Source organism: Pseudomonas sp. 2822-17 (assembly GCF_002742485.1).
Lineage (GTDB): Bacteria > Pseudomonadota > Gammaproteobacteria > Pseudomonadales > Pseudomonadaceae > Aquipseudomonas > Aquipseudomonas cyclaminis.
In genome coordinates this window covers 135,489-157,260 of sequence record NZ_LJRZ01000392.1, presented here as the reverse complement: position 1 = coordinate 157,260, position 21,772 = coordinate 135,489, and the positions used below count along the sequence as shown (strand labels likewise).

At 61.8% G+C, this 21,772-nt stretch carries 21 protein-coding genes and 1 pseudogene; 10 read left to right on the top strand and 12 right to left on the bottom strand.

Translation table 11 applies throughout. From position 1 onward, the window contains the following. Nucleotides 1–18: 18 nt before the first annotated feature. On the bottom strand, nt 19–915 hold the full coding sequence (yedA, locus tag AOA60_RS12690) for a drug/metabolite exporter YedA (protein WP_099584705.1): 897 nt from the start codon (nt 913–915) through the stop codon (nt 19–21). A 161-nt stretch (nt 916–1,076) separates the two neighbouring features. On the opposite strand from yedA, the gene AOA60_RS12685 reads away from it, so the two are divergent. Continuing rightward, nucleotides 1,077–1,529 (top strand): Lrp/AsnC family transcriptional regulator, encoded by a 453-nt coding sequence (locus AOA60_RS12685; RefSeq protein WP_099584704.1) that lies wholly within the window; start codon nt 1,077–1,079, stop codon nt 1,527–1,529. Nucleotides 1,530–1,624: 95 nt separating this feature from the next. Here the strand turns inward: AOA60_RS12685 and AOA60_RS12680 are convergent, their stop codons facing one another. Then, nucleotides 1,625–1,897 carry an acyl carrier protein gene (locus tag AOA60_RS12680; RefSeq protein WP_099584703.1) on the bottom strand — a complete coding sequence of 91 codons (273 nt, stop codon included), beginning with the start codon at nt 1,895–1,897 and terminating at the stop codon, nt 1,625–1,627. Further along, entirely contained in the window at nt 1,887–2,453 is a 567-nt protein-coding gene (locus AOA60_RS12675) for a hypothetical protein (protein WP_099584702.1), read from the bottom strand. Before AOA60_RS12675 ends, AOA60_RS12680 begins: the two co-directional genes overlap by 11 nt. Nucleotides 2,454–2,950: 497 nt before the next feature. On the opposite strand from AOA60_RS12675, the pseudogene AOA60_RS12670 reads away from it, so the two are divergent. Beyond that, nucleotides 2,951–3,246: pseudogene (locus AOA60_RS12670) on the top strand (DUF3077 domain-containing protein). A 123-nt stretch (nt 3,247–3,369) separates the two neighbouring features. Here the strand turns inward: AOA60_RS12670 and AOA60_RS12665 are convergent. The 3 genes from AOA60_RS12665 to AOA60_RS12655 all read right to left on the bottom strand — a co-directional run bounded on the left by AOA60_RS12665 (nt 3,370) and on the right by AOA60_RS12655 (nt 5,344). Beyond that, nucleotides 3,370–3,981 (bottom strand): PolC-type DNA polymerase III, encoded by a 612-nt coding sequence (locus AOA60_RS12665; RefSeq protein WP_099584701.1) that lies wholly within the window; start codon nt 3,979–3,981, stop codon nt 3,370–3,372. A 25-nt stretch (nt 3,982–4,006) separates the two neighbouring features. Next, nucleotides 4,007–4,483: an NYN domain-containing protein gene (locus AOA60_RS12660; protein WP_099584700.1), complete on the bottom strand. Its 477-nt coding sequence runs from the start codon at nt 4,481–4,483 to the stop codon at nt 4,007–4,009. 117 nt (nt 4,484–4,600) lie between these two features. Next, nucleotides 4,601–5,344, bottom strand: a complete 744-nt coding sequence (locus AOA60_RS12655; RefSeq protein ID WP_099584699.1) for a DUF2076 domain-containing protein — start codon at nt 5,342–5,344, stop codon at nt 4,601–4,603. Between the two features lie 180 nt (nt 5,345–5,524). Here AOA60_RS12655 and AOA60_RS12650 point away from each other — a divergent pair, with 180 nt between their 5' ends. Both AOA60_RS12650 and AOA60_RS12645 read left to right on the top strand, forming a co-directional pair. Beyond that, a complete protein-coding gene (locus AOA60_RS12650) occupies nt 5,525–6,184 on the top strand; it encodes a YciC family protein (protein ID WP_099584828.1) in 660 nt (219 codons plus the stop codon). Between the two features lie 40 nt (nt 6,185–6,224). After that, the gene (locus AOA60_RS12645) at nt 6,225–7,313 is read left to right on the top strand and encodes an endonuclease/exonuclease/phosphatase family protein (RefSeq protein ID WP_099584698.1); all 1,089 of its coding nucleotides are present in this window, start codon (nt 6,225–6,227) and stop codon (nt 7,311–7,313) included. Nucleotides 7,314–7,439: 126 nt separating this feature from the next. Here the strand turns inward: AOA60_RS12645 and hrpB are convergent, their stop codons facing one another. Continuing rightward, a complete protein-coding gene (gene hrpB / locus AOA60_RS12640) occupies nt 7,440–9,947 on the bottom strand; it encodes an ATP-dependent helicase HrpB (protein ID WP_099584697.1) in 2,508 nt (835 codons plus the stop codon). A 110-nt stretch (nt 9,948–10,057) separates the two neighbouring features. Here hrpB and AOA60_RS12635 point away from each other — a divergent pair, with 110 nt between their 5' ends. Continuing rightward, on the top strand, nt 10,058–10,477 hold the full coding sequence (locus tag AOA60_RS12635; protein WP_099584696.1) for a polyribonucleotide nucleotidyltransferase: 420 nt from the start codon (nt 10,058–10,060) through the stop codon (nt 10,475–10,477). A 9-nt stretch (nt 10,478–10,486) separates the two neighbouring features. After that, nucleotides 10,487–11,380, top strand: a complete 894-nt coding sequence (locus tag AOA60_RS12630; RefSeq protein WP_099584695.1) for a cation diffusion facilitator family transporter — start codon at nt 10,487–10,489, stop codon at nt 11,378–11,380. Here AOA60_RS12630 and AOA60_RS12625 read toward each other — a convergent pair. Further along, nucleotides 11,377–12,411, bottom strand: a complete 1,035-nt coding sequence (locus tag AOA60_RS12625; protein WP_099584694.1) for a DUF6515 family protein — start codon at nt 12,409–12,411, stop codon at nt 11,377–11,379. The two genes, AOA60_RS12630 and AOA60_RS12625, sit on opposite strands and share 4 nt — an antisense overlap. Nucleotides 12,412–12,808: 397 nt before the next feature. Between AOA60_RS12625 and AOA60_RS12620 the strand changes: the two genes are divergently transcribed. Both AOA60_RS12620 and AOA60_RS12615 read left to right on the top strand, forming a co-directional pair. Then, nucleotides 12,809–13,288 carry an Lrp/AsnC family transcriptional regulator gene (locus tag AOA60_RS12620; protein ID WP_003176264.1) on the top strand — a complete coding sequence of 160 codons (480 nt, stop codon included), beginning with the start codon at nt 12,809–12,811 and terminating at the stop codon, nt 13,286–13,288. A gap of 135 nt (nt 13,289–13,423) precedes the next feature. Continuing rightward, entirely contained in the window at nt 13,424–13,633 is a 210-nt protein-coding gene (locus AOA60_RS12615; protein ID WP_025999909.1) for a DUF2788 domain-containing protein, read from the top strand. On the opposite strand, the gene AOA60_RS12610 is transcribed toward AOA60_RS12615, so the two are convergent. The 4 genes from AOA60_RS12610 to AOA60_RS12595 all read right to left on the bottom strand — a co-directional run bounded on the left by AOA60_RS12610 (nt 13,628) and on the right by AOA60_RS12595 (nt 20,036). Continuing rightward, nucleotides 13,628–14,263, bottom strand: coding sequence for a pseudouridine synthase (locus AOA60_RS12610; protein ID WP_099584693.1), 636 nt, complete (start codon nt 14,261–14,263; stop codon nt 13,628–13,630). The genes AOA60_RS12615 and AOA60_RS12610 overlap by 6 nt on opposite strands. Nucleotides 14,264–14,335: 72 nt before the next feature. Continuing rightward, nucleotides 14,336–15,808: an AMP nucleosidase gene (amn, locus tag AOA60_RS12605; RefSeq protein WP_178075353.1), complete on the bottom strand. Its 1,473-nt coding sequence runs from the start codon at nt 15,806–15,808 to the stop codon at nt 14,336–14,338. 114 nt (nt 15,809–15,922) lie between these two features. Next, nucleotides 15,923–17,578 (bottom strand): acyl-CoA dehydrogenase family protein, encoded by a 1,656-nt coding sequence (locus tag AOA60_RS12600; protein ID WP_099584691.1) that lies wholly within the window; start codon nt 17,576–17,578, stop codon nt 15,923–15,925. Between the two features lie 67 nt (nt 17,579–17,645). Continuing rightward, nucleotides 17,646–20,036, bottom strand: coding sequence for a hybrid sensor histidine kinase/response regulator (locus AOA60_RS12595; RefSeq protein ID WP_099584690.1), 2,391 nt, complete (start codon nt 20,034–20,036; stop codon nt 17,646–17,648). 276 nt (nt 20,037–20,312) lie between these two features. Between AOA60_RS12595 and AOA60_RS12590 the strand changes: the two genes are divergently transcribed. Both AOA60_RS12590 and thiE read left to right on the top strand, forming a co-directional pair. Then, nucleotides 20,313–21,110, top strand: coding sequence for a hydroxymethylpyrimidine/phosphomethylpyrimidine kinase (locus AOA60_RS12590; RefSeq protein WP_099584689.1), 798 nt, complete (start codon nt 20,313–20,315; stop codon nt 21,108–21,110). Between the two features lie 32 nt (nt 21,111–21,142). Then, nucleotides 21,143–21,766: a thiamine phosphate synthase gene (gene thiE, locus AOA60_RS12585; protein WP_099584688.1), complete on the top strand. Its 624-nt coding sequence runs from the start codon at nt 21,143–21,145 to the stop codon at nt 21,764–21,766. Nucleotides 21,767–21,772 lie beyond the last annotated feature (6 nt).

The following is a 21,772-nucleotide window of genomic DNA, read 5'->3' as shown; positions in this document are numbered from 1 at the left end:
GGCGTAATGCGCGGCAGTTTACCTTATTTCCGGCTTGGGCTTTCGCCACTGGGGCAGACTGATCAACAGCACCGCGCTGATGATCACCAGCATCGCCAAGGCTTCTTCCAGGCCGATGGTCTCGCCAATGAACACAATCCCCAGCAACACCGCCACCGCCGGGTTGACGTAGGCATAACTGGTGGCCGCCGCCGGGCGGACGTGTTTGAGCAGGTACATGTAGGCGTTGAACGCGATGATCGAGCCGAACACGGCCAGGTACGCCAGGGCCAGCCAGCCTTCCAGCGGCGGCATGGCTTGCAGGTGTTCGCCGGTGAGCGCACTGGCGATCAACAGCGTCACGCCGGCTACCAGCATTTCTGCGGCACTGGCCATGGCACCCGGCGGCAGCGGCAGGCGCCGGCTCCACACCGAACCAAACGCCCACGACGCCGCTGCAAACAGCAGCAATGCCGCGCCCATCGGGCTCGACTGCAACGTGCTGCCCATATTGAGCATGGCAATGCCGACCATCCCCAGGATCACGCCCGCCCATTCCAAGCGGGTATTGCGTGCGCCCCAGAAATACCCGCACAGCAAGGTGAACAGCGGCACCGTCGCCACCGCCAGCGCAGCCACACCGGACGACACCCCCGTGTGCTCGGCCACGCTCACCGCACCGTTACCGAAGGTGAGCAGCAAAATGCCGATCTTCGCGGCCGCCTTCCACTGCTCCCAGGTCGGCGCCGGCGCCCCGCGCCAGCGCAGGAAGCCATACATCGCCGCCCCCGCCAGCAGAAAGCGGATCCCGCCCAGCATCAGCGGCGGCCAGTATTCGACGCCGATGCGGATCACCAGATAGGTAGACCCCCAGATCACATACAACGCAAAAAAGGCGGCGATCAACGGTAAGGGAAAGCGACGTGTGCCAGGCATGGGGCGGCTCGAAGGCAGATATAAGAGACGCTTATTCTAAAAAGGCAGGTCGTTAAACATAAGTTACAAAACCTGTTTAAACCGCCCATACACTTTTCAAACCATGGTTATGAAGGCTATAACCCATGCTTTCGAAAGCCACCCGCTACTGGAGCCTTATCATGGACAAATACGACCGCATGCTCCTCAGCGCCCTGCTCGAAGACGGCCGCGCGTCCTACGCGCAACTGGCGCGCACGGTAAACCTCTCCGCCCCCGCCGTGGCCGAGCGCGTGGCCAAGCTGGAAGCCAGCGGGGTGATCACCGGTTACCAGGCCAAGGTGGATATGTCGAAGGTCGGTTTGCCGATCCAGTGTGTGATTGAGCTGAGGCTGACCAATCATGGGAGCCAGAAGGTGTACGACGCACTGGCCGAAATCCCCGAGCTGACCGAATGCCACCGGGTGACCGGCGATCCGTGCGTGATCATGCAGGCTGCGGTGGGGTCAATGCCGCAGTTGGAGAACTTGATCAATCGGGTGGCGAAGTTTGGCTTCAGCAAGACTTCGATCATCTTGTCGAGCGCGATAGAGCGGCGGGTGCCGTTGGGGCAGTTGGCCGTTAATGGGAAATGATGGTGACTGATCTACCGTCATCGGGGCATGGGTATCTACACAACTCTCAAAGGCTTACACATAACACTGTGGGAGGGGGCTTGCCCCCGATGACGTCAGTGGCCGCACTGCAAATTCGAGCGTTCAACAATCAAGTCGACTATCTGCTGGATGGTCGTGATGCGATCCCAATCCTCCTGCGTCGCTTGCAGGTTGAATTGCCACTTGATCTGCATGACAAAGCAGGTCAAATCCTCATCAATAATCTTGAAATCATGGATGAAGTCCGTTTGCTCCGTGACCTGGCTTGGGTCGATGAAGCCGATGATATCGACGAATAGCTGAACTACCTTCTCGCTGATTTCGGCTCTGGTCGGATTACCTTCCATTTCTCGCCTCATAAGCACATTTACCAATACTCACTAGATCAAAGACTGCAAGCCCGGCAGCAACGAAAGGAATGCCTCGTCCGATAATGCCAAACACACGGACTGTGCCAAACGTTGCTTTCGCCATTCTGGCCACCGTGGGCTGCCTGATCAAGGTACGAGGGAAAAAGCGCATTCCAATGAGGCTCGCCAGATTCGTCGTTTTGCTGGAGCCAACGTGAACCCAAGTGCCCACAGCAACTTTGCTTATAGGTATGCCTGCGGCGCCAGTGAGAACCGTTGCGGCCGTCAAGCCATAGTGTTGCTGTGTACATTTCCAGAGTTCGTCAAACGTGGTGCTCGGCACAGAGGAATCAGCATGAACGGGTTTGAGTAACTGGTAACTGGCACCATGGGTCCAGCCTGGCGAATTAGGTAACACCATGACTGCCGGGCAACTTGTCATCGTGTTTCCCAAATGAAACGCCATGCTTGAAGTTGAGCCGAAATCGATGCCGTTGCCTTGGAGCTCAAACTGGCTTCGCATGATTGCTGTGTGAAGATCGCTTTCCTGCATGACGTAGTCCCTGTACGTAAATGACAGCCGGGATCTTAGGTCGCAGCAAAGGGCTATAGACGGGAGAAGGGAAAATCCAGAAAGGTCCGACATGACAGCAGGGCTAAGCCTACTGACTATTCAGAAAGCAGATAAAAGCCCAAAAAAAACTGTTGTTTCAATGGCCAGCAAGACCGATCCCTTTCATTTGCGGGACGTTTCCGAGAGAATCCCACAGCCTTGTTTCCGTCGGATCAGGTAGCTAGTCTCATCCAGTCATCGAATGTTCGGTGGCCGGACGTGCAAGTCCGACCAAACATAGGCTTTATAGATGCCCGCAAAATCAGCGCCCATTTATTGCGAGATGGCGCTGGTCTGTTATGGCAGCTGTACGCGGGAGATCTTCGGATCTACTGGGTTTGCCTTTTGTCCCGGTCTTGCACACCCGCGTGCCGCTGCCACCCTAATCGCGTGCAAGCGAATAGACGCAGCTCCTGCTTAACAAGAGGAGTTTCACCATGGTCAAAGTCACCCCCGATCCACCCAGTTTCCTCAGCGAAGACGCCCTGCTCAATCGCCGAGCCATCGACTACTACCTCAAAACCTGCGCCCCAGATGCCCCGCCCTTCATCCTGAACGACAACCTGAGCCTCGAAGACGCCCTCGCCCATGCGGCAGATTTGCTGCATTGGCGGTGGGCACTGCTCACTCGTCGGGCGAGGCGATGGCTGTGCAGCAGCGGGCAGTGATGCATTTGGTGGAGATGGCGAAGGGCGTGGTGGATCGGGCGTTGGAGTGTGTACAGCCGCGATGAACACCGCATAACCCATGTGGGAGGGGGCTTGCCCCCGATAGCGGCGGGTCAGTTACAGAAAAACGACTGACACACCACTATCGGGGGCAAGCCCCCTCCCACATTTTGAGCGGCGTTGTTCTGTCAGAACCCGCGATGCTTCTTCAAATGCTCATTGATCTTCGCCGCCGGCACTTTCTGCAGGGTGCACAGAAAATCGTGGGACAGCTCGCGCAAGCCGTGGGTACGCCGCAGTTCCTGAGCCAGGTGCGCCGTAAGGTTGGCCGCCATTTCCGCATCCGCCAGCGCCCGGTGGGCCTGGCCGGTGTGGGGCAGTTTTGCGAATGAGTTCAACGTGCCGAGCTTGTGGTTCGGCGCAGCCGGCATCAATCGGCGGGCCAGCAGCAGGGAGCAGGCGAATTTTTGCAGGCGGGTGCGGCGGATCAGGCCGAGTTCAAAGTCCCAGAACTTCTGGTCGAACGCGGCGTTGTGCGCCATCAACGGCGTGGTGCCGACGAATTCGTTGACCTCGTTCATCACCCGCTCCGCCGGCGGTGCGCTGCGCAGCATGGCGTTGCTGATGCCGGTGAGTTGTTCGATAAAGCCCGGCACGCGCACGCCTGCGTTCATCAGGCTCTGGTAGCGGTCCACGATCTGGCCACGCTCAAGGATGACAACGGCAATTTCCGTGGCCCGGCAGTGGCTGCTCGGCGTGATGCCGGTGGTTTCAAAGTCGATGACCGCTATACGTTCCAAACCTGTTCCAACTCCGTCTGAGCATTTATTTGAGCAGCAGCGCGCCTTCGATCGGCACGTAGCGGCTGGCGGCGCGTATCAGTGAATTGGCCGTCAGCCCCGGTACGCCGTAGGCCACGGCTTCAACCCCATGCTTTTGGATGATGCGTTCGAGCAGCATGTCGAAATCACCGTCGCCGGAGGCCAGCACCACTTCGTCGACGTGATCGGCGGCGTCCATGATGTCGAGGGTGATACCCACGTCCCAGTCGCCCTTGGCCGAGCCGTCACTGCGCTGGATGTACGGTTTGAGTTTCACCGTAAAGCCCAGGTTGCGCAGGATCTGCTGGAATTGCTGCTGCTTGCTGTCGCCACGGTCGATGGCATAGGCGTACGCCTCGACGATCTGCCCGCGGGAGCCGATGTCTGCCCAGAGGGCGGCGTAGTTGAAGTGGCAGCCGTATGCCTGGCGGACGGTGTAGTAGAGGTTTTGTACATCGGCGAACACTGCAATTTTCTTCACCGCACTTCCTCATGACAGCCAGGCGCCAGAGCCCGGAAAGGGTGCCAGTATGCCAGCCGCGAGAAAGTTTCCGGAAAAAATCAGACCGGGACGCCGCAGCGCCCCGGATTAGGTATGTCAGACGAAGGAATCGTCGTCGCCAAAGGAAGAGGAATCGTCGGAATAATCGCTGTCGGCAAAACTGTCCGCGTTGTTGCCGCCCCAGTTGTCATTGCCGGCAAATTTTTGGTCATCATTGCCCCAGCCGCCTTGATCGCTGGCCGGTGCCGGCTGCTCGATGATTTCTTCCACCACCTGCGGCTGCTGGTTGTGATGGAACAGGCTGCTGATGCCTTCGGCCAGCAATACACCACCGGCCACGCCGGCGGCGGTTTTCATCGCGCCGCCGAGGAAGCCACTGCCCATTGGCGCGGCGGCGGCCGGTTGTTGGGGCTGTTGATAGTTTTGCTGCGGCGCGGGCTGGCCGCCGAACGAAGGGCGCGTTGGTTCACGCCAGCCGCCGCCCGAATTGCTCGGCGCGCTCGGCGCCGGTTGCGCGTCACGGGAACCGCCGCCGCCAAAGATGCTCGACAAGAAACCACCGCCGCTCGACGCCGCCGGCTGCGTGGATTTGGCCCGCTGCAACTCGTCCTGCAATTGCTGGATCTGTTGCGCCTGCTGTTTGTTCTGCGCGTCGAGACTCTTGAGTGCGTGTTCCTGCACCAGAATCGACTGGGTCATGTAGTACCCGGCGGCCGGTTGGCGAGTCATGTGCTCCTTGATCCGCGCTTCGGCCTGGGCGTCGCGGGGGGCTGAGTCCGTTTCGGCTTGCTGCAACCGTGAAAACAGTCCATCGATCAGGGTTTGCTCTTCGCTGTTCATGGCGACCTCGTTAGATTGCCGGTAGAAATTCTGGTCCCGCCTGTGATCAGGTCGGGTGCTTTCCAGTTATGGGGGTGTTACGAGTTGTTTCAATGGTCTTTACTCAAGGTTTACGTTTGTGCCCCTCTGACCGTGATCGGTTAAAGTGTCGCCCTTGTTTCCAGGCCTGCGATGAACCTGATGAATCCGTTAGACGTCTTGCGCGACTCCCTCCGTTTTACCCGCAGCAACCTGGGCGCCATCGTCCAGTTGTGCCTGCCGCTGGTGATTCTCGAAGCCTTGCTGCAACAGATACTGGACCACACGCTGGGCGCGGATGCGTTTGCCGGCTACAGCGTGGTGGTGGGGTTATTGGTGTACCCGCTGTACACCGGCGCGCTGATCCTGTTCCTCGATGCGCGCACCCGTGGCGAGTCGCCGCGCACCAAGGATGTGTGGGCGATGGCGCTGGCCTTGTGGCCGCGTTTCGCGCTGCTGACGGCCATGAGCACGCTGCTGATCCTGCTGGGCCTGTCGCTGTATTTCCTGCCGGGCCTGTGGCTGATGGTGGTGCTGGCCTTCGCCGAGTACCTGCTGGTGCTGCGCGGCATGCCGGCACTGGAGGCGATGAAGGAAAGCTTGCGTCTGACCCGTGGGCATTTCTGGCGGATCCTGGTGTGCCTGCTGTGCGTCATGACCCCGCTGTGGCTGCTCAAAGGCGCCAGCGTGGCGGCGTATCCCAACCCGGCGCCGTTGCTGGGGCTGTTGATGGACAGTGCCCACAGCTTCCTGCAGTTGTTCACCAGTGTGGTGCTGTTCCGTTTATTCATGCTGATCGGTGGCGATGCCGACGCGCGGTGATATGCTCCGTGCCATTCCTGAAACGCTATAAGCCGAGCCGATGACCCGTTTATTGCGCATCACCTTGCTGGGCCTGCTGATTCTCGCAGGCGTGCTCACCGCCCTGATCTACAGCCTGACCTGGCGCCCCGCGCCCAAGGAAACCTTGCCAGTGAGCTGCGTCGCGCCCCGTGCGCCGACGCTGCTGCCGGGGCAGGCGCTCAAGGTCATGACGTGGAACGTGCAATACCTGGCCGGCAAGAACTACGTGTTCTGGTACGACACCCCCGACGGCAACGGCCCGGACGACCGCCCCACCGTGGAAGACATGGCCGTGAGCCTGGACGAAGTGGCGCGGGTGATTCGCGACGAACAGCCCGACATCCTGCTGTTGCAGGAACTCGACGAAAACGCCAAGCCCTCCCATTACCAGGACCAGTTCGCGCTGTTGCAGGAACGCCTGGTCGACCTCTACCCGTGCAGCGCCCAGGCCTTCGACTGGAAGGCCGACTTTGTGCCCGACCTGCATATCTTCGGCAGCGTCGGCCGCAAACTCGCGACCCTCAGCCGCTACCAGATCGAACACGCCGAACGCCTGCAACTGCCGGCGCCGGACGCCAACATCATCCGCCGCCAATTCCAGCCAAAACCGGCCTTGCTGCTGACCTACCTGCCCCTGAGCGACGGCGGCCAACTGGCGGTGCTCAACACCCGCCTGGACGACGACGCACCTGGGCGCAGTGCCGTGCAGGAGCAAGTGCAAGCCACCGTGAAATTACTGGATAAATTCGAAGGCCGCGGCACCCCGTGGCTGATCGGCGGCGACTTCAACCTGCTGCCACTGGGGCAATTCCTACGGTTGGATGCTGGCAAGCGCGGGCAGTATTCGCCGGACAGCGAACTGCATTTGTTGTGGGACAAATACCCGATGATCCCGAGCAACAGCCAATCCAGCGGGATAAATCGTGAAAAATGGCTGACGTATTTCCCCAATGACCCAAGCCTGGACGGGCCGGATCGCACGGTGGATTACCTGTTCTATAGCTCGCGGATCAAGCGGGTGGAGGCGAAGGTGCGGCAGGAGGATACGTTGCGTATCTCAAATCATCTGCCGGTAATAGCCCGGTTCCTGCTGCCCGCCGCGCAATAACTAACGCTAAAGATCCAAATGTGGGAGGGGGCTTGCCCCCGATGGCGGTGTATCAGTTGAAATACCTTTCACTGACCTACTGCTATCGGGGGCAAGCCCCCTCCCACATTTGGATCTCTGTAACGCTTACTTGCGCGGCTTGATCCGGGCCGTCGGCTCGGCGATCAACGGATCATCCGGCCAGTAGTGTTTCGGATAACGCCCCTTCAAATCCTTCTTCACCTCGGCGTAGGTACTGCGCCAGAAATTCGCCAGGTCCTGCGTCACCTGCACCGGCCGCCGCGCCGGGGACAACAGGTGCAGCTTGACCACCTGACGCCCACCCGCGATGCGTGGCGTATCCGCCAGCCCGAACAGCTCCTGCAAACGCACCGCCAGAATCGGCGGCTGTTCGCTGTAGTCCAGGCGCACCGACGAGCCAGACGGCACTTTCACATGCTGCGGCGCCAGTTCGTCGAGGCGCTGGGGCAGCGGCCAGGGCAGCAGGTTGTGCAGGTAGCTGGAGATATCCAGGCTGGCAAAATGGCTCAGGCGCGAGACTTTGCCCAGGTAGGGCATCAGCCAGTGCTCCAAACCGGCGAGCAAGGCCTTGTCGCTGATGTCGGGCCATTCGCTGGTTTTGCCGGTGTCCAACTGGCGCAGTAGCATCACGCGGGCCTGCCATTGGCGCAGCTCGGGCGTCCAGGGCAACAGTTCCAGGCCTTTGCGCCGCACCAGATTGACCAGCGCCTGGCTGCGTGCGGATTCGTCGAGGCCGGTCAGCGGTTCGCGGCTGAGCACCAGTTCACCGACTTTGCGCTGGCGTTCGGCGCGCAACACGCCTTCGCGCTCGTCCCAGTCCAACTGGTCAACATTGCGCACTTGCTCGGCGAGTACCGACTCGAACAGCGCTGGATCAAAATCCGCTGCCAGGTAGATGCGTTCTTCGCGCTGGCCCTGGCGGCTGCCCAGGTCGGCGATGACCAGCCAGGGTTGTTTCATCAGGCTGTCGGCTTCGGCGAACAGCGCAGCGCGGCCGTTGGCCAGGCGGTACTCGGCGCCGCCGGGGCGGCGTTGCTGGGCGACGCGGTCCGGGTACGCCAGGGCGAGCAAAGCGCCGAGCCAACGTGGATGCTCGGGATCGGCCACCGGTTGCGTGGCCTTGCCTCGCAAATACCCGCGATATTGCCGCGCCAATTGCCTAGCCCGTTGTACGCCGCCTTGGGTGCCCCGCGCCCGTTCTTCGCCGGAGAGCAACGCCAGACGACTGTGCACATCCGCGCCGCCGCCGCGCAAGATATCGCGCTCACCCAACAAGGCGGCAACATCACACGCGGTGGCCGCCAGCCCCAGATCCTGCCCGCGCAGCAGCAGATGGGCGATGCGCGGGTGAGCCGGCAATTCGGCCATTTTCTGGCCATGGGCGGTGAGTGTGTCTTCATTCAACGCGCCGAGACGTTGCAACAGTTCGTGGGCCTGGGCATAGGCGGCGGTCGGCGGCACATCCAGCCACACCAGTTGCGTCGGCGTAACGCCCCAGCGCGCCAGTTGCAAGGCCAGGCCGGCGAGGTCCGCCGCGAGGATTTCCGCACTGCCATACGCGGCCAGGCCTTCATGCTGGTCCTCGGACCACAACCGATAACACACGCCCGGCTCCAGGCGCCCTGCCCGGCCAGCGCGCTGGGTGGCGCTGGCACGGGAAATGCGCTGGGTGTCGAGGCGGGTCATGCCGCTGCCGGGGTCGAAACGCGGCACCCGCGCCAACCCGGCGTCGATCACCACGCGCACGCCGTTGATGGTCAGGCTGGTCTCGGCGATGTTGGTGGCCAGTACGATTTTGCGTTTACCTGCAGGTGCCGGGTCGATGGCGGCGCGCTGGGCGTTCAAGTCCAACTCGCCATGCAGCGGGCACAACAGCACGTCCGGGCGATCACCCAGCGCGTCGGCCAGTTGCTGGTGGACCCGGCGAATCTCGGCCTGCCCCGGCAGAAACACCAGCACGCTGCCGGTCTCGTCATGCACCGCTTCGAGGACGGTCTGCACCACCCGCGGCTCGATAAATTCGCCAGCCTGGTACGGCCGGCCCCAGCGCATCTGCACCGGGAACATGCGCCCTTCACTGCGCAGGATAGGCGCGTCATCCAGCAGGCTGGCCAGGCGCTCGCCCTCAAGGGTGGCGGACATCAGCAAGATCTTCAGCGGTTGCTCGTCGCGAAACAGCTCGCGGCCGTTAAGGCTCAGGGCCAGCGCCAGGTCGGCGTCGAGGCTGCGTTCGTGGAACTCGTCAAAGATCAGCAGGCCCACGCCGTCCAGCGCCGGGTCGTCCTGCAGGCGACGGGTGAGGATGCCTTCGGTAACCACTTCAATGCGCGTGTTGGGGCCGACTTTACTGTCGAGGCGGATGCGGTAGCCGACGGTTTCGCCGACCTTTTCACCCAGCTCACTGGCCAGGCGTTCGGCAGCGGCGCGTGCGGCCAGGCGGCGTGGTTCGAGCATCAGGATGGTCTGCCCGGCCAGCCAGGGCTCGTTTAATAAGGCCAAGGGCACACGGGTGGTTTTACCGGCGCCGGGCGGCGCTTCCAGCACGGCTTCATGGCGATTCGCCAAGGCGTCACGCAGGGCGGGTAAAACATCATCGATTGGCAACGAATTCATACTGGCTCCAAAGCAGAGCGGCGAGTATAACGGCGAACTGCCGGATGCCGACGCTGGTCTCAATGGCAGTGCTATATAGTCCCGTATCAACTGTGTTCAGGAGAGTCTTCATGCGTATCGCTTCCCGTGTCATCGGCGGTGTCCTCGCCGTCACCCTGCTGAGCCAACTGACGGCCTGCGGTTCGATTTTCTACCCGGACCGCCGTGGCCAGATCGACGGCAAGATCGACCCGACGATTGCCGTACTCGACGCCGTGGGCCTGCTGTTTTATGTAATCCCTGGCCTGATCGCGTTTGGCGTCGACTTCGCCACCGGCGCCATTTACTTCGAACCGGGCAAGACCGCCCAGGTGTCCCCGGAAAAACTCCACGAAGCCATTGGCACCGACGGCAAGGTCGACAACGCCAAGCTGCAAAGCATCATCCAGAAAGAAACCGGCCGTACCTTGCCGCTGGACGATCCGCGCATGATCCAGTTCAAGGGCAGCGTGCAGCAACTCGCCAGCCTGGGCCTGCAACCCGCCGCATAAGGACTGCCCATGACCAGCAGCCCCGAACACGCCAGGCTTCTGCGCCTGGCCACCCGCGCCTCCGTTGGCGTGGCCTGTGTGCTAATTGTTACCAAGGCGATTGCCTGGTGGTTCAGCGGCTCGGTGAGCATGCTCGCCGGGCTGACGGACTCGTTGCTCGATGGCGTGACGTCACTGTTGAACCTGTTGGCGGTGCATTACGCCTTGCGCCCGGCCGATGACGATCACCGTTACGGCCATGGCAAGGCAGAGTCGCTGGCGGGCATGGCTCAGGCGCTGTTTATCGGCGGCAGTGCGGTGTTGATCGCGCTGCAGGCCTATGCGCGCTTGCAGCATCCCGAGCCCGTGGGGGCGCCGTGGTTGAGCATCGGGGTGATCGTGTTTTCGCTGGCGCTGACGGTGGCGCTGCTGATGCTGCAACACCGGGTGATCCGCGAAACCGGCTCCAATGCTGTGCGCGCCGATTCGCTGCATTACCGCTCCGACCTGATGCTCAATGGCAGCATCCTGGTGGCGCTGGTGCTGGCGGGCTTCGGTTTCCATCAGGTCGATGCCTGGTTCGGGCTGGGGATTGCCGCCTACATTTTGTGGAGCGCGATCCAGATCGCCCGCGAAAGCTTTGCGGTGCTGATGGATGAAGAACTGCCGCCGGACGTGAGCCAGCACATGCTCGAACTCGCCCGTGGGGTGCCCGGGGTACTGGGGGCCCATGACCTGCGCACGCGGGTGTCGGGCAACCACTGGTTTGTGCAGTTGCACCTGGAGCTGCCGGGGGAGTTGACCCTGTCAGTGGCCCACGGCATCAGCGATCAGGCCGCCGATGCCATTCACCACGTCTACCCGCGCGCCGAAGTGCTGGTGCACGCCGACCCGCAGGAAGTGGTCACGGGCGCCAAGGCCTAATACTGGACCTGGTAACCGCGACTGCTCAAGCAGTTGCCCTGGGCCTGACGGTAGGCTTGCACCACCGCCGGGTCAGGGGCGTAGGTGACGGCCTGCGGGTCGAAGCCGCTTTGCTGCACCGCCCAGCGGTAACAGTCATAACCGTCCTGCTGCACTTGCGCCGGTGACTGGCCGTTGGCGGGATAGGCGACCACGTCATAGCCATTGCCCTGCGGCGCCGGTTGCGGCGAAGGCACTTGCGCCGGGGGTTGGACCACCACGTATTGCTGGGTGCTTTGCTCGTAGGCGTAGTAGGCGCCAGCGGCAAGGAATAGCAGTGAACCCCCCACCCATACTTCCCGCGCATAATCCGGCAGGTAATGCACCCGGATGCCATACGGCGGCGCCACTACGACGTAGCGCGGCCCCTGTGGGCGATACCAGTAGCCGCCGGAGAAAAAGTAGTCCTGCCCGCGATACGGCACGCGGTAGTTGCGGTCGGGGAAACGATCAATGATATAGCCGGGACGATGCTGCGGGCCTGGGCCCCAGCCATTGCCATGGCCGTCCGGGCGACCTGGCCAGCGATTATCGTTGGGACGTCCGTTGTCGCCCGGACGGGAACCTGGGCCGCCGGCCTCCCAGTGCCGGTTGTCGTCGTTGCGCCGGGGAATGTCGCGGTAGTAACCCTGGCGCGGTTCCTGGGTCTGGCGCACGGTATCGGGCCGGCCCTGGATCGGCAGGTTGTTTGCCGGTTGGGGCTGCGGCGCCGGCCGAGGCTGCTCATTGTTTTGCGGACGACTTTGCCATTGCCCGCCGCCGTTAGGGCCGCCACGTTCAAAATGCTGATTCTGCGGACGTGGCTGATTGTTCTCGGGTCGCGGCGGATTATTTTCTGCCCGCCCGCCTTCAGGACCCCGCTCATGCTGCCCACCACCGCCTTGCGGCCGCTGCCCTTGATTCGGTGAGTTATCGCGCTCGTCAGCCACGACTTGCGTGCCGACACTGACCACCAGCAAACCAACACCTGCCATACGCCAGATGCGCTTCATGCTATTCCTCACTGCGGATTAGGGCCTGTCCATGAGACTGGAAAAGAGGGGCCCGGTTCTGGCACAGGTTATCAGCAGGCAAAAGAAAAGGGGTGACCCGTCGGCCACCCCTTGAGAACTTCGTCCTGGCTCAACGCTTTTGGCGTTGGCTCACCTCACGCCGTCTTGTAGACAGTGTGCAGCCTGGAGGCCGGCTCAACCCTGCTGGGGTGGCGGCCGCAGCAGGCCTGATTGGGCTCGCTGCTGTGGACTGTTGTCCAGGCGGTGATTCTGTTGATAAAGATACAGGCCCGCGCCCGCCAGATGATTGCGAAGATTGCGTCAATAAACAGTGCTTGCGCAATTTTTAACCCTTCATGGATAATTCACCGCAATAGTTACGACAAAGGCCAACCCAATGAGCAAGCTTGACCGATACGACCTGAGTATTTTGGCGGAATTGCAGCGTGACGCGAGGATCTCCAACCAGGAGTTGGCCGAGCGCATCGGCTTGTCGCCTTCGCCGTGCTCGCGCCGGGTCAAGCAGTTGGAGGACGATGGGTACATCTCGCGCCAGGTCGCCCTGCTCGACCGCAAGATGCTCGGCCTGAGCCTCACGGCCTACGTGCTGATCGGCATGGACCGTCACACGCCCGAGCGTTTCGAGAACTTCGAAGCGGCCATCCGCACCTTGCCGCAAGTGCTCGAATGCAGCCTTGTGACGGGGATGGATGCGGACTACCAGTTGAAAGTGGTGGTGCCGGATATGGATCACTATCAGAAATTGCTGCTGGGGCACCTGACCCGGATCGAAGGCGTGACCAGTGTGCGGTCGAGTTTTGTGCTCAACCAGGTATTGAACAGCACCGAGCTGCCATTGACCCACCTGCGCACCTGAGATCAGTGAAGGTCAAATGTGGGAGGGAGCAATCCCCCTCCCACATTTGGATTGCGCTTGGACTCAGGTCAATGTTGCGCCTGTAGCGCTGCCTTATACTTGCCACCCGCCCCACGGAAGAGCCCCATGAACAACATCGACCCCGCCCTCTTCGAAGAATGGATGATGACCGGCCTCGTCACCATCCTGATCATTTTCATGGGCTTTATCGTCTGGGACCTGGCGAAGAAATCCAAAGCCGGGCGCTTTGGCTCGTTCATCCTGTTTTTTGTGCTGGGCCTGGGCGTGGCCGCGTTCATCATCAAGAGCGTGGTGATCGGCCTGATCGAGTCCGGCGCCTTATAAGCGCGCCGGCACTTCCTTCCACTGGCCTTGGTCGAGGCCTTCGATAGACCAGTCGCCAATGCGCACGCGCACCAGGCGCAAGGTCGGCAAGCCTACCGCTGCGGTCATACGCCGTACCTGGCGGTTACGCCCCTCACGAATCACCAGCTCCAGCCAGTGGGTCGGCACGCTTTTGCGAAACCGCACCGGCGGGTTGCGCGGCCATAACTCCGGTTCTTCCAGTTGTCGCGCTTCGGCGGGCAAGGTCTTGCCGTCGTTAAGCTCGACACCGTCGCGCAGTTGCTGCAGTTGTTCTTGCGTCGGCTCGCCTTCCACCTGAACCCAGTAGGTTTTCGCCAACTTGTGCTTGGGATCGGCAATACGCGCCTGCAACTGACCATCGTTGGTCAGCAGCAACAGGCCTTCGCTGTCGCGGTCCAGTCGGCCCGCCGGGTAGATGCCGGGGATGTCGATAAAATCCTTGAGGGTCGCCCGTCCGCCTTCGTCGCTGAACTGGGTCAGCACGTCGAATGGCTTATTGAACAGGATCAACTTCGGCTCGGCCGGTGGCGCCTTGGCGACACGACGAGCGGCGGAATGCGGAGGTTTCACACCAGGGCGGCGCGAATCGGGGCGAGTAGGACGGGACATGGCAAAAGGAACATCTAACGGTCAGGACCGACAATGCTAGTGGCCTGACCGCTAAATGACCATCCCAACCGCTTAGCGGAACGGCGGTTCGTCGAAGCTGCGCAGTTTGCGCGAATGCAGCGAGTTGAGTTCGGTGCGCAACAGGTCCACCGCCTCGATGCCGATCTTCAAGTGCTGGCTGACCGCACGCTCATAGAACGCGTTGGCCGAACCGGGCAGTTTGATCTCACTGTGCAGCGGTTTATCCGAGACACACAGCAAGGTTCCGTACGGCACTCGCAAACGGTAGCCTTGGGCAGCGATGGTGCCGCTTTCCATGTCCACCGCCACGGCGCGGGACAGGTTGATCAGCGGCCGTTCCTGAGCCCAGCGCAGTTCCCAGTTACGGTCGTCGTAGGTCAGCACGGTGCCGGTGCGCAGGCGTTTTTTTAGCTCTTCGCCTTTTTCGCCGGTGACATTGGCAGCGGCTTGCTGCAAGGCCATCTGCACTTCGGCCAGGGCCGGAATCGGGATGTTCGGCGGTACCACGCGGTCCAGAATCCCATCGCGACGCATGTAGGCGTGGGCCAGTACGTAGTCGCCGATGGTCTGGGATTGGCGCAGGCCGCCGCAGTGGCCGATCATCAGCCAGCAATGCGGACGCAGCACAGCGAGGTGGTCGGTGATGTTCTTGGCGTTGGATGGGCCCACGCCGATATTCACCAATGTCACGCCGTGGCCATCACTGGCCTGCAGGTGGTATGCCGGCATCTGGTAACGGTGCCAGACCACACCCGCAGCGATGGCTGACGCTTCGCCATGGTCCATGCTCTTGTCGATCACCACGTTGCCCGGCAGCACCATGCGGATAAAGCGTGGGTCGCTGCGCAATTGCTCCAGGCCATGCAGGATGAACTGGTCAACGTAACGGTGATAGTTGGTCAGCAGGATCCACGGCTGCACATGTCGCCAGTCGCTGCCGGTGTAATGCACCAGACGGCGCAGAGAGAAGTCCACACGGGCCGCATCGAACAGTGCCAGGGGCAGCGGGTCGGTGTTTTCCCAGTCGTAGAGGCCATCGGCAATGCCATCGGTGGCGGCCGACAAGTCGGTGCTCGGGAACACCCGGGCCAGGGTCGCAGCGGTCACGCCGGAACCGGCCAACTCGTCGCCCTGCTCCACCACGTACGGGTAAGGAATATTCTGCTGGCTGACGCCCACTTCCACCGTCACGGTGAAGTCGTGCATCAACGGCACCAGTTGCTCCAGCAGGTATTTACGGAATGCCGACGGATGGGTGACGGTGACGCTGTAGGTCCCCGGCAACTGAACCTTGGCATATGCCCGGGTGGTCTGTGGGACTTCGCCGTGGCAGTGGTAGGTCAGGCGCAGTTCCGGATAGCGAAACAGAGCGCGTTGTGCGGCGTCGGGTTCGACGCGGTCCTTGAGGTATTGCTTGAGAGCCTGGTTGAGCGCGCCGGTAGCACGCTCATGCAGAGCCGCCAGCCGGTCCACGGCTTCTTCGGCGGTTTGAACGACAACAAAAGCTTCGGTCACGGTAAGCATCCTGTGTTCTGACGTGCAGGCCTTTATCTTGCCTGTATCCCGGCTTCACTGAAACAGGTGGTTTGGAATGCATTTTAAAATGCGGGAGGGGGCTTGCCCTCCCTTGGCCCGTGTTTACTTGGGGGGATGGGGTGTGGCTCGCTGGACAATCGCCGCCACATCAATGCCGCGTGGCAAGGCGCCATACACCCGACCCGACGATTCACCCAACCGGCTGGCGATAAAGCCATCACTGACCGCCGCATTCCCCGCCTCCAGCAACAGCTTGGCCTGCAAGGCGACAGCAATATCCTCGGTCAGCTGGCGTGCGCGGTACTGGATGTCCTGGGTGTCCATGAACGCCGACTTCAGGCGTTCGATGTGCCGCGCCAGTTGCTTGTCACCTTGGCCATCGCCCAGCTCGACAAACAGCGCTTCCAATACACCCGGCTCCTTGGACAATGCGCGCAGCACATCCAGGCACTGCACATTGCCGGAACCTTCCCACGTCGAGTTCACCGGCGCCTCACGGTAGAGGCGCGGCAGGATGCTGTCCTCGACATACCCGGCACCGCCCATGCATTCGGCCGCTTCGTTGATCATCGCCGGCGCGCGCTTGCAGATCCAATACTTGCCCACCGCCGTCACCAGCCGGGCGAATTTGGCTTGCTGCTCATCGCCCAGGTGATCCAGGGCGCGGCCCATGCGCAGGCTCAAGGCCAAGGCGGCCTCGCTTTCCAAGGCCAGGTCGGCCAGCACGTTTTGCATCAGCGGTTGCTCACTGAGAACGCGGCCACCCACCAAGCGGTGGGCGCAATGATGGCTGGCCTGGGTCAGCGCCTGGCGCATCAAGGCGCTGGAGCCGACCATGCAGTCGAAGCGGGTCATGGCAACCATCTCGATGATGGTCGGAACGCCGCGGCCTTCTTCGCCGATCATCCAGGCCAGGGCACCACGGAACTCTACTTCGCTGGAGGCGTTGGAGCAGTTGCCGAGCTTGTTTTTCAGGCGCTGGATATAGAACTCGTTGCGCGTGTCATCTGGACGGTGCCGAGGTAGAAGGAAACAGGTGAGGCCCTTGTCAGTCTGGGCCAGGGTCAGGAACCCATCGCACATCGGCGCCGAGCAGAACCACTTATGCCCTACCAGTTCGTAAGCCTGCCCCGGGCCGCCCGCGCCCACGGGATAGGCACGGGTCGTGTTGGCCCGCACATCGGTGCCGCCCTGTTTTTCGGTCATGGCCATGCCGATGGCGGCGCCGGCCTTGTGGGCAATGCCGACATTGCGCGGGTCGTATTCGGTGCTGAGGATTTTCGGCAACCAGGTCTTGGCCAGGTCTGGTTGCAGGCGCAGGGCCGGGACGCAGGCGAAGGTCATGGTCAGCGGGCAGCCGGTGCCGGCTTCGGCCTGGCTGTGAAGGTACGTCATCGCGGCCCGCGCCACATGGGCGCCGGATTGCGGATGAGCCCACGGCAACGACGGCAGGCCATGTTCGACAGCCGTGCGCATCAGCTCGTGGTAGGCCGGGTGAAACTCCACCAGGTCGATGCGATGACCATAACGGTCATGACTGTTGAACACCGGTTTATTCTGGTTCGCCAGGAACCCGGCCGCCATCAACGGCCCACCGGCCAGCGCGCCGTAGGCATCGATGCGCGCCTCTGCCCAGCCTGCGCCATAGCGGCGCGACCACTCTTGCAAAGGCAGGTCAATGCGGTACAGGTTGGTGCCATCCAGGGATGGGGGCTGGTTGGTGACGTCGTGGGTTTCAGCGAATGGGTGCAGATTCATGACGGGCCTCCTGGAAACAGCCCCGTTGGGTTGAGGCCTGAATTTCAGTTAAGCACCGTCATCCGCCTTAAAAAAGTGGCATACCCGCCGAATACCCGGCGCGTTCACCCTCTTGCGGACACAGCACCCGGCGTGTCAACACCGCCTGCAAGGCCTCGAAACGCACGGGCTTGGCGAGGCGGTCGGATACGCCGATGCCATGACAGTGCTCGCGTTCAGACACATTCAGTGACGTGCTCAAGGCAATCACCGGCAACTCACCGCAGCCCGGCAGAGCACGGATCTGACAGCACAATGAGAAGCCGCCTTCAGGTAGATCCAACACGACTGCGTCGAAATTGCCGCCCTGCAAGGCCGCTAGAGCGCTGGGGCCGCTGTCCACGTTTTTTACCCGGTAACCCAGTTTGAGCAACATGCCGCGCACTGCCAGTTGGCCGACGCTGTTGTCATCCACCAGCAGCACCGCGCAGTCTTGGGGCGCACGCTGCCGGTCCACTGCTGGTTTTGCTTCTGGCGCCACCGGGCTGACCTCCACCTCCAATTGGAAGCGGCTGCCCTTGCGCAACTCGGAATGATGGGTAAGGCGCCCGCCCAGCAGCTCGATCAATTGCCGACAGATCGCCAGGCCGATACCCAGGCCGCCGTATTCGCGAGTCATGGAACCATCCAGCTGGAAAAACCGCTGGTACAGGGTGGCCTCGTCCAGGAAGGCGAAGCCAATACCGGTGTCAGTCACAATAAAGCTCAGGCGCAAGCCACCGTCACTGTGGGGCACGCCCACCACCCGCAGGCGTACGGCGCCTTCGTGGGTGAATTTGAATGCGTTGTCCAGCAGGCAATCCAGGCACTGGATCAGTTTGTCGGCGTCGCCCACCACCCGGTCCGGCAGTTCATCGGCCACGTCGATGGAAAACGCCAGGCCCTTGCTTTGGGCGCTGACACTGAACTGCTGGCGCAAGGTGTCGAGCACCCCGCGCAGGCTGAACACCTGCGACTGGGCACTCAGGCGCCCAGCCTGAAGTTCGGTGAGGGTGAGAATGCCATTGACCATGCGCATCATGTCTCGCGCCGAGCCGGCAGCGGTTTGCTGGTATTGCGCCAGGTCGTCGTCCAGCGGCACGGTTTGCATCAGCTCAAGGGAGCCGATCACGCCGTTCATGGGGGTACGCAGTTCGTGGGTCAGTGTGGCGAGGAACTCATCCTTGAGCCGGTTGCTGCGGGCAAGCTGCTGGTTGAGCACTTCGAGCTTCTGGCTGGCGTCGAGGAGAATCTGCGCCTGTTGCTCACGCATGGAATTGATGCGGTCTGCCAACGCCAGGGACAACAGCGCCACTTCAATCGCCGAACCGATCTGGCTGGCGTACATCGTAAGGAACACATTGGGCAGGTAGCCCAGCACCATCAGCGTATTCACCACCCCGCCCAGCAGGAAGGCCGACCAGGCGATGATGAAATAGCGCGCCACCCGCTGGCCGCAATACCAGGCCTTGATGGCGGCGACAAAGATGGTCACGGTAAACACCAACGCCAAGCCGGTAGCCAGGCGCAGCGCCAGGGCGTAGCTGGTCATCAGCGACAGCAACATGACCACCGCGCCGCAGCCCACCAGCGCCAGCAGAAAACGGTTGATCCAGCGACTGTGCAGTGCGGTGTTCAGGAAACTGCGCGCAAACAGGCTGCCAAACAACGCCGCCGCGCCAATAAGGAACGGCGTCGCGGCATTCGCCCACCACGGGTTGTTCGGCCAGAAATACTCCACCGCCGCGCCGTTGACCGACAGTTGGTACATGCCGAACGAAGCGATATAGAAGATGTAATAGAGGTAGCTGGTATCGCGCACACTGAGGTAGATAAACAGGTTGTAGACCAGCATCCCCAGCAACACACCGTAGATCAGGCCCAATACATACAGGCGCAGCGGCTGCTGCTCCAGGTAGGCGGTGCTGGACCAGAGTGTCAGCGGGGCCTGGATCGAACCTTCGCTTTGCAGACGCAGGTAGACGGTTTTCGCCTCTCCAGGATTGAAGTCGACCTTGAACAGGTAGTTGTTCTGGCGAATCTCACGGGCGGAAAACGGCAGCGCATCCCCGGTGCGCCCGGCCAGACGGTAGTTGCCGGCGCTGTCGGGCAGGTACAGGTCGAGGTGGTCCAGCGGCGGGTAGGCCAACTCCAACAGCCAGGTGCGTTGGGCCTCGGGGCCGTAGGGCAGGTAATGCAGGTTGACCTTGAGCCAGAACACCGAACGTGAATAGCCGGCATTGAGGGTGTCTTTATCGTGGGGTTTGAACTGCCGGGCGGCGGAAGGCGCGCTGACGTCGGCAATGGTGAGCGAATCGGTGGGGTCTTCGAGCACTTGCATAGCTCGGCCCAGCGCCAGGCTGCGGGTGTCCTGGTTGAACTCAATGGCGCTGGCGAGCATCGGCAGCCCGCACAACAATAAAATCAGCAAATAGCGCATAGAGCCCCAGCGTGGCGTGTCCGGTAAGGTCAAAAGCTCCCCATTCCTTTTGAGAAGACGTACACCGGCGGTACAGTTAAGTTGTTTGGATCCACTTTAGCATAGCCGCTAAAGGCCATTGGACACCATTGAAATAATTTTCCTGAAGGCTCTAGAACAAGCGTTTCAGCGCACTTTTGCGGAGAGAAAAGCGCCAAAAAAGCGTCGCACTTTGGACAAAATTCAACCATCGCCCGACGGCCACGCCAAAAGCGTTTGGTGGTAAGCTCGCGCACCATGAATATCTACAGCTCTCGCCCTGTTGTCCTCTGTCTCTCCGGCCATGATCCCAGTGGTGGCGCCGGCTTGCAGGCAGATATCGAAGCCCTGCTCGCCCAGGGGTGCCATGCGGCTCCGGCCGTCACCGCCCTGACCGTGCAGAACACCGTCAATGTCAGCGACTTCCGTGTGCTCGACCGCGAGTGGGTGCTGGCACAGGCCAATGCCGTGCTTGGCGATTCCGAAGTGGCGGCGGTCAAACTGGGTATGCTCGGCTCCACCGCGATGGTCGACACTGTGGTCGAACTGCTGCAGGCGCACCCGCACCTGCCAGTGGTGTGCGACCCGGTGCTGCGTGCCGGCGGCGGCGGCAGCCTGGGCAAGGACGAAGTCGGCTACGCCATGCGCGAGCGGCTGTTGCCGTTGTCGCTGATTGCCACGCCCAACCTGCCCGAAGCGCGCATCCTTGCAGAGTTGCCCGAAGGCACGGCGGACGAGTGCGCCGAAAAGCTGCTGCCGTTTATCAAGCACCTGTTGATCACGGGCGGCCATGGCGACGAGCATGAAGTGCACAATCGCCTCTACAGCCGCGACGGCACCCAGCAGACCTTTACCTGCCAACGCCTGCCCGGCAGTTATCACGGTTCGGGCTGCACCCTGGCCAGCGCACTGGCCGGGCGGATCGCTCAGGGCGAAGGGCTGGTGAGCGCGGTGCAATCGGCGCTCAACTACACGTGGCGTACCCTGCGTGACGCCGAACAGCTCGGCCAGGGTCAGTTTGTACCGCGCCGTTTGCCGCTGGATTTCTGTTCGTAACTTTCTGCTCTTAGAAGCAAGAGGCCTGCCCGATGAAACTACGTGGCCTTTACGCCATCACCGACAGCCAACTGCTGGCCGGCAAATTCCTCGCCTATGTAGAAGCGGCATTGGACGGTGGCGTGACCCTGTTGCAGTACCGCGACAAAAGCAGCGACGAAGCCCGGCGCCTGCGCGAAGCCGAAAAGCTGCGGGAGCTGTGCTCGCGCTACAAGACCCAACTGATCATCAACGATGACGCCGAATTGGCCGCGCGCCTGGGCGTCGGCGTGCATCTGGGCCAGACCGACGGCCCACTGACGCCAGCCCGTGCGCTGCTCGGTTCCAGAGCCATCATCGGCGCCACCTGTCACAGCCAGATCGAACTGGCCGAGCAGGCCGCGAAGGAAGGCGCCAGTTACGTCGCCTTCGGTCGCTTCTTCAATTCCACTACCAAGCCCGGCGCACCTGCCGCCACCGTTGAAATGCTGGCCGAGGCCCGCAAGCGCTTGCACCTGCCGATCTGCGTGATCGGCGGTGTCACCCTGGAGAACGCCGAGCCCCTGGTGGCCCATGGTGCCGATCTGCTGGCCGTGGTCCACGGTTTGTTCGGCGCCGACAGCACCCAGGAAGTCACGCGCCGCGCCCGCGCCTTCAACGCTTTAATCACATCCTGAATTCAG

Excerpts from the sequence above, each read along its gene's own strand:
- AOA60_RS12635 (WP_099584696.1), top strand. The coding sequence starts at position 10,058 with ATGCGTATCGCTTCCCGTGTCATCGGCGGTGTCCTCGCCGTCACCCTG.
- AOA60_RS12610 (WP_099584693.1), bottom strand. The coding sequence starts at position 14,263 with ATGTCCCGTCCTACTCGCCCCGATTCGCGCCGCCCTGGTGTGAAACCT.
- AOA60_RS12675 (WP_099584702.1), bottom strand. The coding sequence starts at position 2,453 with ATGCAGGAAAGCGATCTTCACACAGCAATCATGCGAAGCCAGTTTGAG.
- thiE (WP_099584688.1), top strand. The coding sequence starts at position 21,143 with ATGAAACTACGTGGCCTTTACGCCATCACCGACAGCCAACTGCTGGCC.
- AOA60_RS12590 (WP_099584689.1), top strand. The coding sequence starts at position 20,313 with ATGAATATCTACAGCTCTCGCCCTGTTGTCCTCTGTCTCTCCGGCCAT.
- AOA60_RS12655 (WP_099584699.1), bottom strand. The coding sequence starts at position 5,344 with ATGAACAGCGAAGAGCAAACCCTGATCGATGGACTGTTTTCACGGTTG.
- AOA60_RS12645 (WP_099584698.1), top strand. The coding sequence starts at position 6,225 with ATGACCCGTTTATTGCGCATCACCTTGCTGGGCCTGCTGATTCTCGCA.
- AOA60_RS12630 (WP_099584695.1), top strand. The coding sequence starts at position 10,487 with ATGACCAGCAGCCCCGAACACGCCAGGCTTCTGCGCCTGGCCACCCGC.
- AOA60_RS12685 (WP_099584704.1), top strand. The coding sequence starts at position 1,077 with ATGGACAAATACGACCGCATGCTCCTCAGCGCCCTGCTCGAAGACGGC.
- AOA60_RS12650 (WP_099584828.1), top strand. The coding sequence starts at position 5,525 with ATGAATCCGTTAGACGTCTTGCGCGACTCCCTCCGTTTTACCCGCAGC.
- hrpB (WP_099584697.1), bottom strand. The coding sequence starts at position 9,947 with ATGAATTCGTTGCCAATCGATGATGTTTTACCCGCCCTGCGTGACGCC.
- AOA60_RS12600 (WP_099584691.1), bottom strand. The coding sequence starts at position 17,578 with ATGAATCTGCACCCATTCGCTGAAACCCACGACGTCACCAACCAGCCC.
- yedA (WP_099584705.1), bottom strand. The coding sequence starts at position 915 with ATGCCTGGCACACGTCGCTTTCCCTTACCGTTGATCGCCGCCTTTTTT.
- AOA60_RS12625 (WP_099584694.1), bottom strand. The coding sequence starts at position 12,411 with ATGAAGCGCATCTGGCGTATGGCAGGTGTTGGTTTGCTGGTGGTCAGT.
- amn (WP_178075353.1), bottom strand. The coding sequence starts at position 15,808 with ATGCTTACCGTGACCGAAGCTTTTGTTGTCGTTCAAACCGCCGAAGAA.
- AOA60_RS12620 (WP_003176264.1), top strand. The coding sequence starts at position 12,809 with ATGAGCAAGCTTGACCGATACGACCTGAGTATTTTGGCGGAATTGCAG.
- AOA60_RS12680 (WP_099584703.1), bottom strand. The coding sequence starts at position 1,897 with ATGGAAGGTAATCCGACCAGAGCCGAAATCAGCGAGAAGGTAGTTCAG.
- AOA60_RS12595 (WP_099584690.1), bottom strand. The coding sequence starts at position 20,036 with ATGCGCTATTTGCTGATTTTATTGTTGTGCGGGCTGCCGATGCTCGCC.